This is a genomic window from Trichococcus collinsii, from assembly GCF_900107505.1.
Lineage (GTDB): Bacteria > Bacillota > Bacilli > Lactobacillales > Aerococcaceae > Trichococcus > Trichococcus collinsii.
This window is the reverse complement of the sequence record NZ_FNQH01000002.1, coordinates 453057-470265: the sequence shown is the minus strand read 5'-3', so window position 1 is coordinate 470265 and position 17209 is coordinate 453057. Positions and strand designations below refer to the sequence as shown.

At 45.9% G+C, this 17209-nt stretch carries 13 protein-coding genes and 1 pseudogene; 11 read left to right on the top strand and 3 right to left on the bottom strand.

Annotated features, from left to right (window positions below; genetic code table 11):
• Nucleotides 1–23: 23 nt before the first annotated feature.
• Nucleotides 24–1445: pseudogene (gene pyk / locus BLV66_RS06570) on the top strand (pyruvate kinase); the annotation flags it as partial.
• A 162-nt stretch (nt 1446–1607) separates the two neighbouring features.
• Here the strand turns inward: pyk and argH are convergent.
• Nucleotides 1608–2999 carry an argininosuccinate lyase gene (gene argH, locus BLV66_RS06565; RefSeq protein ID WP_086987266.1) on the bottom strand — a complete coding sequence of 464 codons (1392 nt, stop codon included), beginning with the start codon at nt 2997–2999 and terminating at the stop codon, nt 1608–1610.
• Nucleotides 3000–3616: 617 nt separating this feature from the next.
• On the opposite strand from argH, the gene BLV66_RS06555 reads away from it, so the two are divergent.
• Nucleotides 3617–4366 carry a gamma-glutamyl-gamma-aminobutyrate hydrolase family protein gene (locus tag BLV66_RS06555; protein ID WP_086987268.1) on the top strand — a complete coding sequence of 250 codons (750 nt, stop codon included), beginning with the start codon at nt 3617–3619 and terminating at the stop codon, nt 4364–4366.
• 144 nt (nt 4367–4510) lie between these two features.
• Nucleotides 4511–5056: a CDP-alcohol phosphatidyltransferase family protein gene (locus tag BLV66_RS06550; RefSeq protein WP_086987269.1), complete on the top strand. Its 546-nt coding sequence runs from the start codon at nt 4511–4513 to the stop codon at nt 5054–5056.
• 40 nt (nt 5057–5096) lie between these two features.
• On the opposite strand, the gene BLV66_RS06545 is transcribed toward BLV66_RS06550, so the two are convergent.
• Nucleotides 5097–6266: a pyridoxal phosphate-dependent aminotransferase gene (locus BLV66_RS06545; RefSeq protein ID WP_086987270.1), complete on the bottom strand. Its 1170-nt coding sequence runs from the start codon at nt 6264–6266 to the stop codon at nt 5097–5099.
• Nucleotides 6267–6564: 298 nt separating this feature from the next.
• On the opposite strand from BLV66_RS06545, the gene BLV66_RS06540 reads away from it, so the two are divergent.
• Nucleotides 6565–7209: a hypothetical protein gene (locus BLV66_RS06540; RefSeq protein ID WP_086987271.1), complete on the top strand. Its 645-nt coding sequence runs from the start codon at nt 6565–6567 to the stop codon at nt 7207–7209.
• Between the two features lie 312 nt (nt 7210–7521).
• Nucleotides 7522–9219 carry a dihydroxy-acid dehydratase gene (gene ilvD / locus BLV66_RS06535; RefSeq protein WP_086987272.1) on the top strand — a complete coding sequence of 566 codons (1698 nt, stop codon included), beginning with the start codon at nt 7522–7524 and terminating at the stop codon, nt 9217–9219.
• 54 nt (nt 9220–9273) lie between these two features.
• On the opposite strand, the gene BLV66_RS06530 is transcribed toward ilvD, so the two are convergent.
• Nucleotides 9274–10695, bottom strand: a complete 1422-nt coding sequence (locus BLV66_RS06530) for an MFS transporter (RefSeq protein ID WP_176974156.1) — start codon at nt 10693–10695, stop codon at nt 9274–9276.
• A gap of 457 nt (nt 10696–11152) precedes the next feature.
• Here BLV66_RS06530 and BLV66_RS06525 point away from each other — a divergent pair, with 457 nt between their 5' ends.
• The 6 genes from BLV66_RS06525 (at nt 11153) to BLV66_RS06500 (ending at nt 17187) form a co-directional block, all read left to right on the top strand.
• Nucleotides 11153–11926, top strand: a complete 774-nt coding sequence (locus BLV66_RS06525; RefSeq protein ID WP_086987274.1) for an IclR family transcriptional regulator — start codon at nt 11153–11155, stop codon at nt 11924–11926.
• Between the two features lie 256 nt (nt 11927–12182).
• Nucleotides 12183–12830, top strand: coding sequence for a bifunctional 2-keto-4-hydroxyglutarate aldolase/2-keto-3-deoxy-6-phosphogluconate aldolase (locus BLV66_RS06520; protein ID WP_086987275.1), 648 nt, complete (start codon nt 12183–12185; stop codon nt 12828–12830).
• A gap of 43 nt (nt 12831–12873) precedes the next feature.
• The gene (gene uxaC, locus BLV66_RS06515; protein WP_086987276.1) at nt 12874–14289 is read left to right on the top strand and encodes a glucuronate isomerase; all 1416 of its coding nucleotides are present in this window, start codon (nt 12874–12876) and stop codon (nt 14287–14289) included.
• A 34-nt stretch (nt 14290–14323) separates the two neighbouring features.
• Nucleotides 14324–15379 carry a mannonate dehydratase gene (uxuA, locus tag BLV66_RS06510; protein ID WP_086987277.1) on the top strand — a complete coding sequence of 352 codons (1056 nt, stop codon included), beginning with the start codon at nt 14324–14326 and terminating at the stop codon, nt 15377–15379.
• Nucleotides 15380–15397: 18 nt separating this feature from the next.
• Entirely contained in the window at nt 15398–16243 is an 846-nt protein-coding gene (locus BLV66_RS06505) for an SDR family oxidoreductase (protein WP_086987278.1), read from the top strand.
• A 95-nt stretch (nt 16244–16338) separates the two neighbouring features.
• Complete coding sequence (locus BLV66_RS06500; protein WP_086987279.1) at nt 16339–17187, top strand: HAD family hydrolase; 849 nt, start codon at nt 16339–16341, stop codon at nt 17185–17187.
• The last annotated feature ends 22 nt before the right edge of the window (nt 17188–17209 follow it).

Here is a 17209-nt window from a genome sequence, read left to right as displayed (position 1 = left end):
AATTCAGAAATGAGGGGCTAATAGTGAAAAAAACGAAGATAGTTTGCACAATTGGACCAGCCAGCGATTCCGTCGATGTGTTGGTAAGGATGATGAACAGTGGCATGAATGTGGCGCGGCTGAATTTTTCGCACGGCGCACATGATACGCATATGGTCAGTCTGAATAATGTCAGGGAAGCTGCACGGTTGGCGAATAAAAACATAGGTATCATGATGGATATCCAAGGCCAAAAAATCCGGACAAACAAAATGACCGATGACGCAGTTACGTTGGTTTCCGGGGAGTCGGTAATCATCAGTATGGAACCCGTACTAGGAACAAAAGAAAAATTCTCTGTCACCTATCCTGAGCTGATCAATGATGTGACGATCGGTATGCATATTTTGATCGATGACGGATTATTGGTTCTGGAAGTTACGGATATCAATTATGAAGCGAAAGAAATCATAGCCATAGTCCAAGTGGACGGCATCCTTAAGAATTCAAAAGGCATCAATGTGCCTGAAGCCAAGTTCAGTATGCCCGGGCTGACGGAAAAGGATGCTGCGGATATCCGCTTTGGTGTCCAGCAGGGAGTGGACTTCATCGCCGCTAGCTTTGTCCGCAGGGCCAGTGATATACTGGAAATTATCGAGATACTTGAAGAAATGGATGCGACGCACACGCAGATCATCGCCAAAATAGAAAACCAGGAAGGCGTGCAAAACGCCGAAGAGATACTCAAAGTGTGCAGCGGCTTGATGGTGGCGCGCGGCGATTTGGGTGTCGAAATCAACGGGGGCGATGTGCCAATCGTCCAAAAAGATCTGATCCGGAAATGCAATCTGGTCGGAAAACAAGTCATCACCGCCACTCAGATGTTAGACTCCATGCAATGGAATCCGCGGCCGACAAGGGCAGAAGCGAGCGACGTCGCGAATGCCATATTTGACGGAACAGACGCAGTCATGCTTTCCGGCGAGTCGGCTGTCGGTCAGTATCCCGTCGAAACCGTCGCGATGATGGCGCGGATCGCGGAACGGACGGAAGAAGCTTTGGAGGCAAATGGCGGCAACCTGTCCACCATGTCTTTGTTCGATAAGGCATCCGTTACCGAAGCCATCAGCCAGGCTGCAGCGCGCACAGTCATGAATCTGGGCATCAAGACCATCGTAGCGGCAACCAGTTCCGGGCACACGGCCCGCATGATCTCCAAATACCGGCCGAAAGCGAATATTTTGGCCGCAACCTACAGCGAGAGGGTCCAGAGAGGATTGACGCTTGTCTGGGGTGTCCAGGCTTTCGTCATCGAAGAACCTGAAAATGTCGACGATATGCTGAGCAAGGTAACCGCATTGGCGAAAGAAAAGGGCTTTGCGCAACCTGGAGACGCCATCGTCATCACTGCTGGGACGCCTATAAAAGAAAGCGGCACAACCAATTTGATGAAGATTGAACGGATACCTGAGTGAACGTAGCACGTTGGTAGAAAGGTCTTTTGTATAGGGATTGAATGTATACTCAGAGATTCCCCCTTCAAAACCACTTTGGCGGGGAATTCCACCGCCAAACCACAGAAAGAGGCAGCCTCATTTTTGAGGCTGCCTCTTTCTGTTAATGATTGATTACGAAATGATCTGGTAGTCTTCTAATTTTGTTTTGACTGACTCGATGTGCTCTTTCACGCGTTCCGGTGCCGGCCCGCCGGCTACGTTTCTGCGGATGACGCATTCCTTCAGGTCAACCTTCTTGTAGATGGTTTCATCAAAAGCGTCCGAGTGTTTTTTGTACATCTCCAACGGGAAGTTTTCCAGTGTCAGGTTCTGTTCCTCGCACTCTTTCAGGATATTTCCTGTTATTTGGTAAGCGTCACGGAAAGGGATGCCTTTTTCGACCAGGAAGTCGGCGCAATCGGTCGCATTCAGATAGCCTTTTTGCGAAGCCTTCAGCATGGCTGCTTCAATCACGTCCATGTCGTTCAACATTGCTGGCAGGATTTCCAGACAGAAAGTGACCGTGTCGATTGCTTCAAAGAGCAATTCCTTCTCTTCCTGCATGTCTTTGTTGTATGCGAGCGGCAAACCTTTCATCAAAGTCAGTACGCCAATCAAATCGCCGAAGACACGGCCGGATTTGCCGCGCAGCAATTCCGCGATGTCCGGATTTTTCTTCTGCGGCATGATGCTGGATCCGGAAGAGAATGTATCGCGGATTTTCACAAAGCCGAATTCCTGCGATGACCAGAGGATGACTTCTTCAGCCAGACGGGAAATATGGACCATGATGATCGACATATCCGCCAACATTTCCATGGAATGGTCGCGATCGGATACGCCATCCAGGCTGTTCCGGGAAAAATCCTTGAAGCCGAGTGCTTCAGCAGTGAATGCGCGGTCCAACGGAAGAGTTGTAGTCGCAAGCGCTGCGCTGCCAAGCGGTAAATAATGCAGTACCCTTTCTTTTGCATCATCCAGACGGGATTTGTCCCTCAGGAACATCTCAGTGTAAGCCATTAGGTGATGGGCAAAAGTGATGGGTTGTGCACGTTGCAGATGGGTATAACCAGGCATGATCGTTTCCAGATGCTGTTCGGCTTTTTCGCTCAATGCCAGGGCAACGTTGGCAGCGAGGCTGGACAAATGCTCCAACGCAGAAACAGAATACAACTTCAAAGCAGTCGCTACTTGATCATTACGGCTTCTGCCGGTGTGGACCTTTTTGCCGATAGCGCCAAGACGACGCGTTAATTCCGCTTCCAAGAAGCTGTGGATATCTTCTTCCGAGAAATCGATAGTGAGATCGCCATCTTGCAGCTCATCATTCATTTTGCCCAGTTCATTGACGAGTGCATCCGCTTCTTCGCGGGGAATGATTTCGGTTTTCCCCAACATTTTTGCGTGAGCGATACTTCCGGCGATGTCCGCATAGACCAGTCGGGCATCCGCATCGATCGATGAATTGAATTCAAATGCCTTTTCATTCATGGAACCGTGATAATTATTTGACCAAATTGCCATAATTTCCTCCTCGGCAGGGTGTTCGTCTTGATGTGGATGACCACACTCGACGCCCTGACTCTTTACGATAGTATTTTAATACGCTTCAATATTGATTGCTGCTTTTTTCTTTTGCCTCTGTCAATTGTACAATTGTTTCGAATGCGAGTTCAATCTCTTTTTGCAATTGCGTATAATCTATCCGTTTTTAATGCTACTCTGTCCCCAAAAAAAATATACCGGTACAAGTATTCTCATTCTTTTTTAATTTTATTTTCTATATTGAATCCTAGAGCAAAAGCGTCCAAAAAGCAAGAAAAATCAAGGATATTCATGAAAAATGGAGAATAAAAATGAGATGTTGCAATGAAAAACACCACAACTCGTCATTGACAGAGGCATGACAGCACGTTACAATAGCATTAATTTATTTTTAAATGTGAATTTGGTGAAAAAATTTATTGAATCGCAATAATAGGGCGGCGGAATGAGAATGATGGACAGCTGCATGGACATGTATATGTGTTGCGGTAAAGTTAAGCTTGTACATCGTGCGCTCATTTGACAGCCTTTTTGGGAAGTGTCTGCAGATCATGACCGCACTTCATTAAAAAAAAATGTGACGGGAGGAATAAGGGATGAAACCGATTATAGGAATTGGAGGCAACCATTTGAGCGCTGAACTCGGTAATCAGATGGAAAAAACCTACACACCGCAAGGGTTTATCGATGGTGTACAAGTAGCAGGGGGGATTCCGCTCGTGATTCCCATCAGCGATCCCATGGATGCAGAACATTACATCAATGCTGTGGACGGATTAATTTTGGCGGGCGGGCAGGACGTATCCCCCATTCTTTATGATGAGGAACCAACGCACCGATTGGGTGTCACGCATCCAGCGAGGGACGCTTTCGAGATTGCTTTGGCTAGAGAGGCCTACAACCAATGCAAACCGATTTTTGCGGTATGCCGCGGGATGCAGCTGATCAATGTCGCTTTTGGCGGAAGCCTGCATCAGGATATTAGCCAGCTGGAAGAGTATGATGTCCAACATGACCAAAAAACGAACATCCAATATGCTTCCCATTCGATTGCGATTGCGCCGAATAATTTCTTACGTTCCTTTTTAGGTGAGAAACATCTCGTCAACTCTTTCCATCACCAAGGCGTCAAGGAATTGGCGGAGCCTTTTGAAGCCATTGCCTGGAGCTCAGATGGGTTGATCGAAGCCTTCCAAGCAAAAGAAAGAAGCCAAAACATCTTCGCGGTGCAGTGGCATCCAGAATTCATGCTGGCCTCTTCCCAGAAAATGCAATATTTCTTCGATGAAATCGTCTTCCTAGCGGGGACGGGCATCCATTATCAAGACAACGTCATGCATTATTGAAGATCGTTCAGAAATCTGCTGCCATCCGGCTGCTTGGTTTCTGAATTTTTTTTGCATTCGACTCTGCTAAAAATAGCTAAAGAACGCACTATAGATTAAAATATATGTAAGAAGTACGCCAATGGTAGCTGGGAGGCCAAATTTATGAAACGTGTACCGAACATCCTGACGCTGATACGCCTGTTTTTGATCCCTTTTTATTTGATGGTCTTCTATTCCGATGTGGCGCATCCGGTACGTTGGGCGATGATCATTTTTCTGGTCGCTAGCCTTACCGACATCATCGATGGCTACATTGCCAGGAAATATGATGCCATCACCAAATTCGGGCAGGTGGCTGACCCGTTTGCGGATAAAGTGATGCAGATTTCTGTTCTGTACACCTTGATGGACATCGGGTATATTGAAAACTGGTTTTTCCTGATCGTATTGATAAAAGACGGCCTACAGATACTGCTGGGCGTGGCTTTGTTGAATGTCGAGCCGAAAATCATCGTGCCGGCGAATATATTCGGAAAAGCCACAACTGTCCTGATTTTTACCACGATCCTGCTTTCCTTGTTCCGTCTGCCTGGGTTGATCTACCTGCAGCTGTTCGTCGGGGGATTGGCTGTCATCACCTTCTCCCAGTATGCCTACCATGTCTGGCAAGCATGGGGAAAAAACAAGTCAGCCAAAACAGATAACTAATGATAAAAAAAGCGACGAGGAGACTCGTCGTTTTTTTGTTCTATAAATGCGGATAAGCTTTTATGATATAAGCTTTGATGCGGTCAACGGCTTCCTGCAGGACTTCTTCCGATTCAGCGAACGGAATCCTCAAGTAGCCTTCGCCCATTTTCCCGAAAGCGGAGCCCGGTGTCAGCGCCACGTGGGTTTCCGTCAAGATTTCCATCGCAAAATCATAGGAGGACTTGCCGAATGCCTTGATGTTCGGGAAGGCATAGAAGGCGCCTTCCGTACTCAGGCAATGGAAGCCTGGAATCTGGTTTAAGCCATCAACGATGATGTGGCGGCGACGGTCATATTGTTCCAGAAAATAACGGACATCATCCTGCGGTCCTGTGATTGCAGTGATTGCGGCTTCCTGGATGAAGGGAGGGACACAGAAGCCGATACCTTCCCTGAACTCAGCCATGCGATCAATGGCCTCCGTATTGCCGACGACATAACCGATCCGCCAGCCCGTCATCGCATAGGTTTTGGATAAGCTGTTCACGACGAAATGATTTTCCTTAGCCCCGGGTATCTGGAACAGACTGAAATGTTTCTTTCCATCATAAATGAGGCTTTCATAGACTTCATCAGACAGAATCGCAATCTGATGGCGATCGGCCAAAGCCACGATGGCTTCCATATCGCACTGATCAAGGATCGAACCCATCGGATTATTTGGCGTGTTCAGGATGATCAGGCGTGTTTTGTCGGTCAGAACTTGCGCGATGTCGGAAGCCTGCATCTTGAATGAATTTGCTTCGTAGACGGGCACCGGGACGACTTTAGCTCCCAAAAGCATGATCTGACCAAGATAATTTGGATAGCTCGGGTCGGCGATGACCACCTCGTCGCCTGGATTGAGAATCGCCATCATCACGTGCAGGATGGCTTCCGTTCCGCCGAAAGTTGCCATGACTTCATTCGGATCGAAGGGGATACCGATCTGGTCCGTATATTTTTTGGCAACGGCTTGTTGGAAAGCGAGTTCGCCGACATTGGGACCGTAGTGCGTATGATTTGCGGCGATCGCATCCTGCGCGGTTTTTTTGATGCTTTCCGGCGTTTCGAAATTCGGTTCGCCCATCGTCAGCATCAGTGTGTCATCAAATTGGGCCGCCAACTTCGCCATCTTTCGGATGCTGGATGCCGGATAGTTTTTGGATAGTTTAGACCAATGGTACATGTATGTGTGCTCCTTTTAATCATCTTTTCTTCTGTGTTTCTTCTATTTTTCTACTATCTTATCAGATATTCTTCGACTATCCTAGTATCGGTAGCGGAGAGACGAATGAAACAAAAAAGAAGATAAAGATAATTTTCTGAAAAGTTGCATCCAGCCTAAATGTTTTTGGTATAATGAAAGGATGGGTACAAAAACAGAACGACTTTTCATTTGCTGCAACGGGATGGCCAATCTTATCAGCAACCTGAATAATAGGTTTGGAAGCCGGATTTTGTAATAACAAATTAGGAGCATCAGGATGTCAGATCAGAAGATTTATTTATTATTGACGGATACAGGATCGATATTGACGCGGATCATCAAATTGTTCACGAGAAAAAAATATAACCACGTATCCTTGGCGTTTGATGCAGAACTAGCGGATACCTTCAGTTTCGGCCGCAAAAAAGCCAATAACCCTTTTATAGGTGGGTTCATACAAGAAGATGTGACATCCGCTTTCTACAGCCGGGCAAAATGTGCGGTTTATGCGTTGACTGTGTCAGAGGAACAGGCGGTTGTCATGAGAGCCTATGTTTCTTCATTCGAGAAGGACAAAGAAAAATACCATTATAATCTGCTAGGACTATTGCCGGCTCTATTCAATAAGGAATGGAATAGGAAAAATTATTATTTTTGTTCTCATTTTATTTCTACTGTATTAGTGGAGGGGGACGTGCTGCAAGCCAACAAGCCCGTGGCACTAATGAGGCCAACAGATGTTTTGGAAGCATTGCCGTTTGTGCCCCTGTATGAAGGAATCCTTTGTCATTTCAATGAGCTGACCTTGAGTGAGGGCGAGCATGGTTTGGCATACGAAACGGAAATGATCATCGATTCTATCGATTTGGATAATGCGGATCTCTGCTTTCCGGAAAACTTTTCGCCTGTTCCTGTCCTTTAGTTGTAAGGGTTCATGGAGACAGCCGAATGGAATATGATAGAAAAATAAAAGCATTGACTTATTTCTAATTTAGATTTAATATTTAAAGAAAGATAATGAAAGGAGTTGCAGTATGATGAGAAGAATGAACGCACGCAGTACGACGACTTACCATGCTGTAAACACTTTATTAGTCATTATTATGCCCTAGGATTCAAACTATTCAATTAGTTGAGTCCTATTCTTAGTGAATCAGGGCTCGACGTAAGCTGAAGCCCTATATCACATGAGGGCTTCTTTTTTATAAATATAAGGAAAAAAGGGGAGACAGCAATGCGTAGTGATAAAATCAAAAAGGGAATAGATAAAGCGCCACATCGTTCCTTATTGCGAGCGACCGGACAAATCAGGGAAGAAGGGGACATGGACAAACCGTTCATAGCTGTCTGCAATTCCTATACAGATATCGTGCCTGGTCACGTGCATTTGAGAGAATTAGGCGATATCGCCAAAGAAGCGATCCGTGAAGCCGGCGGGATTCCTTTTGAGTTCAACACTATCGGTGTCGATGACGGGATTGCGATGGGACACATCGGCATGCGTTACTCATTGCCATCACGCGAAATCATTGCTGATGCCGCTGAAACGGTCATCAACGCACACTGGTTCGACGGTGTCTTCTATATCCCGAACTGCGATAAAATTACACCGGGTATGCTGTTGGCTGCTGTCCGCACCAATGTTCCGGCGATTTTCTGCTCGGGCGGCCCGATGAAGGCGGGACTTTCCGCTACCGGACAGGCTCTGACATTGTCATCCATGTTTGAAGCGGTCGGCACTTTCAAAGAAGGTAACATGACCCAGGAAGAATTCTTCGATATGGAAGCCAATGCTTGCCCAACATGCGGTTCTTGTGCGGGGATGTTCACCGCCAACTCGATGAACTGTTTGATGGAAGTATTGGGATTGGCATTGCCTTACAACGGTACTGCTTTGGCAGTCAGCGACGAGAGAAGAGAACTGATCCGCGAAGCGGCCTTCAAATTGATGGACTTGGTCAAAAAAGACATCAAACCGCTTGACATCATCACTGCTGATGCCATCGATGATGCCTTCGCCTTGGATATGGCGATGGGCGGTTCGACAAATACGGTGTTGCATACACTGGCTTTGGCGAAAGAAGCCGGAATCGACTACGACATGAACCGCATCAACGAGATTGCGGAAACAACTCCGTACCTCTCAAAAATAGCACCATCATCTGTATACTCCATGCATGACGTTCATGAGGCGGGCGGTGTGCCGGCGATCATGAATGAATTGATCAAACACGGCAACCTGCATCCGGACCGTATCACTGTCACCAGCAAGACGATCCGTGAAAATGTCGCGGATCACGAAATAAAGAATGAAGCAGTCATCCATAAATACGAAAATGCCTATTCTCCGGTCGGCGGCTTGTCCATCCTGAACGGGAATATCGCTCCTTTCGGCGGCGTCATCAAAGTAGGCGGCGTGGATGCAGACATCAAAAAATTCGTTGGAAAAGCGATCTGCTTCAGCAGCCATGATGAAGCGGCGGAAGCAATCGATAACCGCACAGTCAAAAAAGGCCATGTTGTCGTCATCCGCTATGAAGGCCCTAAAGGCGGACCCGGAATGCCCGAAATGCTGGCGCCAACATCTTCCATCGTGGGACGCGGCTTAGGCCGTGACGTTGCCCTGATCACGGACGGCCGTTTCTCCGGTGCCACTCGCGGTATCGCAATCGGACACATCTCTCCGGAAGCAGCTTCAGGCGGCCCAATCGGCTTAATTGAAGACGGCGATGAAATCGTCATCGATCTGGAGCACCGTACGATCAACGTAAGCGTTGCTGATGAAGTGCTGGAAGAAAGAAAGAAAAAACAAACACGCTTTGTGTCGAAAGTGAAGACAGGTTGGTTGGCACGTTACGCCGCTTTGGTTACATCAGCCAATACCGGAGGCGTTCTGAAGACGCCAGAAGAGTTCTTTGCAGAACACGAATAATACAAAAAATCCCAACCGGAAGTAATCCAGTTGGGTTTTTTTTTTGTGGATGGGTTATTCTTCGTCACGGCCTAAAGCGGATTGCATCTCAGCAACTGTTTTTCTGTCCAAGTTGAAGATGAACTTGAAGCAGATGAAGATCAGGACATAGCCAATCAGTGGGAACAGGGCAGCCATATCCCTGATGGCCAGTGAGTTTTCGGCGGTCCAAGTTACAGGATTCTTGACATCCAATGTTGGAATCAGGATAGCTATAGCTGCAGGGATGAAGGATTGGCCGAAGCCTTGTGCGACTTTACGCAGCATAGAGTAAGTAGCGTAGACCGAACCTTCATTCCGGATGCCGGTCTTCCACTCTTGAAAATCGATCGCGTCAGCAACCATACCCCAGGTGTAGATCGTCAAACCGAAGGCGAAGCTGTTTGCGATGATCTGCATCGCGATCCAAAGAATCGGGTTTGTGATTTCGACCAAGTAAAGGAAAGCATAGACTGCGATGGAGCCGATCAAAGGCCAAGTGGATAATTCCTTTTTCCCCAATTTTCCGACCAAGGCACCACCGATAGCAGTACCCACGAACAATGGGATAATTTGTGTCAGGATGGAGTAAGAACTCAAAGTTCCGTCCCCAAAGTACATCTGGTAAGTCAATTGGTGCAATTGGTTCCCGCCCATGATGAACAGTATCTGCGCGATGGAGGCAAGAGCAATACCCAGAATTGCGCGGTTGCGGAAGAAGTCTCTTAATGTCTTGAAATAGTTGAATTTCACTTCTTCGCCTTCAATCTCTATGTGTTGGATGCGTTCTTCCGTATTCAGATAGAGAAGGGCAAAGGCGACGATGGAAACGACACCCAAAATGACAGCAATAGGGAACATTCTTTCGCCGCGGAAAATACTGGCTGTTTGGCCGTTTTTTGTGACCTGTTCGTAAGCGAACATCGGAATCAGAATGCCTAGAGGAACACCGGCGATGATGTATCCCCAAGAACGTGCATTGGATAGAGCAGCGCGTTGTGAAGGTTTGGAAGTCATAACAGAGCTTAAGGCGCCGTAAGGTACGTTAACGACTGTATAAGTGATATCCCATAAGATGTAGCCACCGATACACAAGCCAAGTTTAGCAGGATAGCTCCAGTCGGCTGCGTCGATGAACATGACGGTCGCTGCCAATGCCAAGAAAGGAGCTCCGCGGAGAATCCATTGTTTGAATTTTTCGCCTTTTTTGTTTGCACCCATGCGGTCGACGATCGCGCCGATGATCGGATCATTGATGCCATCGAGGATTTTTGTGATCAGAATGACAATGGAATAGTGGGCCAAGGAAATCCCGATGTATTGTGTATAGAAGATGAACATATAGCTGGAAATTAGCGTGAAACTCATATTGCAGCCGAAGTCGCCCATGAAATATCCGAGTAGGTCACGGAATCCGAATGGCCGTTTTGTAGCGCCTGTTAATTGATTTTGAGCCATTTTAAAACTTCCTCCCATAAAAGATTATTTTTGATAAGAAGAGCGAAAATAATAATAGCGGGAATATTATATCACAATATGAAACCGGTTTTCTTAATCTGATATCAGTATAGTGAGAAAACGCATTCAAGTCAAAGGGGATCAGGGGAAATGATCAAAGATTAAGACAGGCTTGTCAAATTTCTGACATAATCCTCAGCAGTTGCTTCCATAAGAAGACACAAAAGCTGTCCATCGTGAAGGTGTGTATCTGTACCTGTATGTAAATATTTATGGAAATGTCACTCAGGGGGCTTATCATGGTTTATTTTGTTTGTTATAATATCACAATATGAAACGGTTTCCCGTTTAGTGAATCCAAACGCTTATTTTTGATTAGACAAGCATGGAAAATGGAATGATATACAAAGATTTTATAAGGTTTGAGACTATATTCGAAAAAAGGATGATCAGAAAAATGGTGCAAAAAGAAGAAACAAACACAAGCCCGAAAGTGCAATCGATAGATCGGGCCTTATCGATCCTGGAAACATTGGCGGACTATCCTAGCCTCAGCCTGATGGAGTTGAGCGAAAAAGTCCATCTGCATAAAGCAACGACTCATCGTTTGGTGAACTCTTTGATGGAAAATGGCTATATCGACCGCAATCCAGACACAAAGCAATATCGTATTTCCTTGAAGATGTTCCATCTCGGGAACAAACGCGTCCACAACATCGACTTCTTGAATGTGGCCAAAAGCATGATCCGTCAGTTGTCGGATGATACGAAACAGACCGTGCATCTGGTTGTGGAAGACAATGATGAAGTGCTCTACATCGATAAGTATGGCGAGTCCCGCGGCGTGCGGATGCAATCAAAGATTGGTACGAAAGCGCCGCTTTATTGCACTGCGGTCGGGAAAGCGCTTCTGAGCACCCGCCAAAATGCTGCCGTTCGTGAATATTGGGACAGTATCGTGCCGGAACAGAAGACCGGACGCACAATCACCACTTATGAAGAACTCGTCAATGAACTGGATGAAATAAGAAGAAATGGGTACGCCCTTGATGATGAGGAGTTTGAAGAGGGCATCGTCTGTATTGCTGCAGCGTTTTCGAGTGCAAGGGAAGTTGCCGCAGGTGCGATCAGCATCTCCTTGCCATTGTCTGACATGGTTGATAAAGACTTCTATACAGGAAAAATTTTGGAGTACTCCACAAAGATTTCACAGCTGCTCGGTCACTTTTGATCCTTTTAGATATGAGGCCGACACGGTGAAAACTCCCCACGAACCGCATGATACATGCGTTTGTGGGGAGTTTTTTTGCAAATTATTTTGTTTTTTCTAGGGATGTTCAGGAGTACGCCACAAAAATTTCACAATTGCGCGGTCATTTTTATATTTCTGATGGAATTTCGTTGACATAAAAGATGGTAAATTCTATAATGAACTCGAGTTATGATACTGAGTTCCACAATGCGAAACAATGGATGGAGGATGACAAATGAGCGTCAAGAGAGATACCCTGGCTCAATTACAAGAGAATTACCTGTTTGCAGTAGTGCGCGGAGCTTCCGAAGAGGCAGGTTATGAAATTTCAAAAGCATCTTATCAAGGAGGCATCAAGAACATCGAGGTGACATTTTCGACACCGGGTGCTGAAAATGTTATGCGCAAGTTGTCTGATGAATTCGCAGGTACGGATATGGTCGTAGGTGCAGGTACGGTATTGGATGAAGTCGCAGCGAGAATTTCGATCATGAACGGAGCGAAATTTATCGTAAGCCCTTCCTTTAATGAGAAAATTTCAAGAATGTGCAACTTATACACTGTTCCATATTTGCCTGGATGCGGTTCTGTAACAGAAATTCAAATGGCTTTGGAAACTGGCTGCGAAGTAGTCAAGCTTTTCCCGGGTGGTTTGTTGGGTCCTGGATTCATCAAAGACGTTCATGGTCCTATTCCTTGGGTTGACGTGATGCCATCAGGTGGCGTAAGCATTGATAATATGGACAAATGGATCGCTAACGGAGCTTGGTCGGTCGGTGTTGGCAGTGCCTTGACACGCAACCTTAAAGAAGGCGGCTACGCGAGTGTAGCGGCTGCAGCTAAAGAATTTGCCGATCGATTGGCAGAAATCAAAGCACAATAATAAGTAGTATTTCAAAATAAAGATCGGAAGGGGATTTCTTCACATGTCATTTATTCATGACGACTTTATGTTACAGTCCGAAACGGCAAAAAAACTTTACCACGAATATGCGGAAAGCATGCCTATCTTCGATTACCACTGCCATTTGGTCCCACAACAGATTGCTGAAGACTATGAGTTCGAAAATATTACGGAATTATGGTTGGGCGGAGATCATTACAAATGGCGCGCGATGCGTGCTATGGGAATTCCGGAAGAAAAAATCACCGGCAATGCTTCTCCTGAAGAAAAATTTGAAGCTTGGGCCTACACTGCTGAAAATGCAGTAGGGAATCCGTTGTTCCACTGGACAGCCTTGGAATTGAAAAAGTATTTCCATATAGAAGAAACGCTCACCAGTGCCAACTGGAAGGAAATCTATGCAGAATGCAACCGCGTGCTGAAAGAGGAAAAGCTCACAGCGCGTACGTTAATCAAAAATTCCAACGTAACCTTCATTTGCACGACAGACAACCCTACGGATACGTTGGAATGGCACAAAGCAATCGCTGAAGACGAGACATTTGATGTGGCCGTCGTTCCTGGTTTCCGTCCGGATGAAGCTTTCGCTATCCAAGACGCAGCTAAATTTACTGGGTTCATCGGAAAAATGAGAGAAGCGACAGGCAAGCAAATGGCGTCATTCGCTGAGTTGCTGGAAGGGATGGAAGAGCGGATCCAATATTTTGCGGATCACGGTTCAAACGTTTCCGACCACGGTTTATCACAAATCTACTATGCTGAAGCCACGGATGAAGAGATTGAAGCCATCTACGCTAAAGCGATCGTAGGGGACAGCGTTTCTGAAACGGAATATGCAAAATATCAAACACGCTTGTTAGTGGAACTGGGCAAAATCTACGCAGCCAAAGACTTCGTGATGCAATTGCACTTCGGCGCCATCCGCAACAACAACAAGCGCATGTTTGCTAAATTAGGCGCAGATGCCGGTTTCGATTCCATCCAAGATCAACCGAACGTATCCTATGCTTTGAACAATCTCCTTGGTGCAATGGACCTGACGAATGAGTTGCCTAAATTCATCGCCTATAACCTTGACCCTACTTATTTCGATTTAGTGGGAACAGCAATCACAAATTTCCAAGTGAACGATAAAGGCATCAAGAGCAAAGTCCAGATGGGTTCAGGTTGGTGGTTCAACGATACCAAGTACGGCATGCTGAAACAATTGAAATCTTTATCCGAAGCAGGCTTGTTGATGAATTTTGTCGGCATGCTGACAGATTCAAGAAGCTTCATCTCCTATACGCGTCATGAGTATTTCCGCCGCATCCTGTGTGATTTCATCGGTGATCTCGTAGAACGTGGAGAAATCCCGAATGATGCCAAGTTACTGGAAAAGCTGATCACGAACATTAGCTACAACAACGCTGTAGCATACTTTGATTTTAAAAAATAAAAAAATATAAAAAAAGAAGAGGAAGTGTATTGCAATGGAAATGTCATTCAGATGGTACGGTCATGAGGACCCAGTTACACTGAAAAATATCCGTCAAATCCCTGGTATGAAAGGAATCGTTACAGCAGTTTACGATATCCCGGTTGGTCAACCGTGGCCACTGGAAAGAATCGAAAAATTGAAAGCGGACGTTGAAGCTGAAGGCTTATACATCTCTGTTATTGAATCTGTTCCGGTTCACGAATCCATCAAATTGGGTCGCCCAGACCGTGATCAATACATCGATGCATACAAAGAAACCTTACGTAACTTAGGCAAAGCAGGAATTCCGGTTGTATGTTACAACTTTATGCCAATCTTTGACTGGACTCGTTCCAACTTGGCATACGAATTACCAGATGGTTCAAATGCATTGATCTTCGATGAAGAAGAAGTAAACAAAATGGATCCACGTACGCTTTCTCTTCCGGGTTGGGACGAAAGCTACACTTCTGAAGAATTGAACGCTTTAATGGATGAATACAAAGAAGTTGACGAAGAAAAACTATGGGAAAACCTAGAATACTTCATCAAAGCTATTATGCCTACAGCTGAGGCAGCCGGCGTGAAAATGGCTATTCACCCTGATGATCCTCCATACAGCATCTTCGGATTACCGCGTATCATCACTGGCGGAGAAGCATTGAACCGTTTCATCAAATTGTACGACAGCGAATATAACGGTGTTACGCTATGCGTAGGTTCATTCGCATCAGATCCTAAAAACGATGCAGTGGCTATCTTGAAAGATATGCTTGCTAAAAAACGTGTGAACTTCGTGCATGCACGTAACGTGAAATTGGTCGGCGGACGTTCATTCCAAGAATCTGCTCACTTGTCTGAAATGGGATCCATTGATATGTATGAAGTAGTAAAAGCATGTGTGGAAGGCGGCTTTGAAGGTGCCATCCGTCCAGACCATGGCCGTATGATCTGGGGAGAAACAGGTAAACCAGGTTATGGTTTGTATGACCGTGCGCTAGGTGCAACCTACCTGAATGGTTTGGAAGAAGCAGTGAAGAAAAACTTGAAAGCTCAAAAACAACAATAAGAAAGAAGGAAAATCACCATGACAAGCCCATTCGTACATGATTTTACCGATAAAGTAGTAGTAGTAACAGGTGCAGGCGGCGTTCTATGCTCTTATTTCGCGAAAGAATTCGCCAGAGCAGGCGCTAAAGTAGCCCTTTTGGACTTAAACTTGGATAACGCACAAGCATACGCTGACGAAATCGTAGCTGAAGGTGGCATCGCTAAAGCATTCAAAGCCAACGTATTGGAATTGCCAAGTCTGCAAGCAGCCAAAGAAGCTGTCGTAGCCGAATTAGGCGAAGTGGATATCTTGGTCAACGGAGCAGGCGGCAACAACCCGCGCGCAACGACTGACAACGAGTACCATGAAACTGATTTGCCTGAAGGAACAAAAACGTTCTTCGACTTGGAACAAAGCGGCATCGAATTCGTCTTCAACTTGAACTTCTTGGGTACAGTATTGCCTACACAAGTTTTTGCTAAAGACATGGTTGGCCGTCCGGGCGCTAACATCATCAACATCTCAAGCATGAACGGTTTCACACCATTGACAAAAATCGTTGCTTACTCAGGCGCAAAAGCTGCTATCTCCAACTTGACTGAATGGTTGGCTGTACACTTCTCGCACGTAGGCATCCGGGTCAATGCGATCGCTCCTGGTTTCTTGGTTTCAAAGCAAAACCAAGCGCTATTGTTCAATGAAGATGGCACACCGACTCCTCGTACAGGCAAAATCCTGAACGGCACACCAATGGGCCGTTTCGGCGAACCGCATGAATTGATCGGCGGCTTGTTGTTCTTGGCTGACGAGAAAGCTGCAAGCTTTGTGAACGGCGTTGTATTGCCGATCGATGGCGGCTTCAACGCATATTCAGGCGTATAAGTTTAGGTAATTGAATAGGGCAGATAGAACGAAATGTGTTGCACAGTTCTTCTCTATCTGCCCTTTTTTTGATATCAAGTTAGGAGAGAAAAAATATGTCTACACACCCAACACAATTCACGAAACAAAAACAATTCTTAGTATGTGTCGATTCCGACGGCTGCGCAATGGATACGATGAACGTGAAACACGAGCGTTTCTTCGGTCCTTTAGCAGCGGATGAGTATGGCATCAAAGATCGCGAAACTTTTTTGGCTGACTGGAACCGCATCAACTTGTTCTCAAGCACACGCGGCATCAATCGCTTCAAAGCATTGGTCCTGACGTTGATCGAAGCGCAGGAAAAAGGCGAAGACATCGGCGATATTACGGCACTGACCGCTTGGGCAAACAATGCGCCATCGTTATCGAATGCATCACTGGAAGCAGAAATCGCAAAAGCGTCTTCCGAAGATCTGGAAAAAGCTCTGGTATGGAGCAAAAAAGTCAATGAAGGCATCGAAACGGAATTGGCGGGAGAAGATAAACCTTTCCCTGGCGTTCTGGAAGGATTGACAAAAATCCATGGCCTGACGGATGTCGCAATCGTAAGCTCAGCCAACAGCGAAGCTTTGAACAGCGAATGGAACAGACATAATCTGATGCCGCAAGTTGACGTAATCTACGGACAAGAAGTCGGCAGCAAAGCGGACGCTATTGCTGATCTTTTGACGAAAGGCTATGCAGCGGACGAAATTTTGATGGTCGGCGACGCACCTGGAGATGAACAAGCGGCAGCGGTAAATGGCGTATTCTATTATCCGATTCTCTTTGGAAAAGAAGAATTCTCTTGGGAACGTCTGAGCAATGAAGCGATTGAAAAATTCCTGAACAAAGAGTATGCAGGAGCTTACCAAGAAAAAGTGCTTGGGGAATTCCATGCTTTATTGGCACAATTCGATTAATATCATTTCATGATTTCAAAAT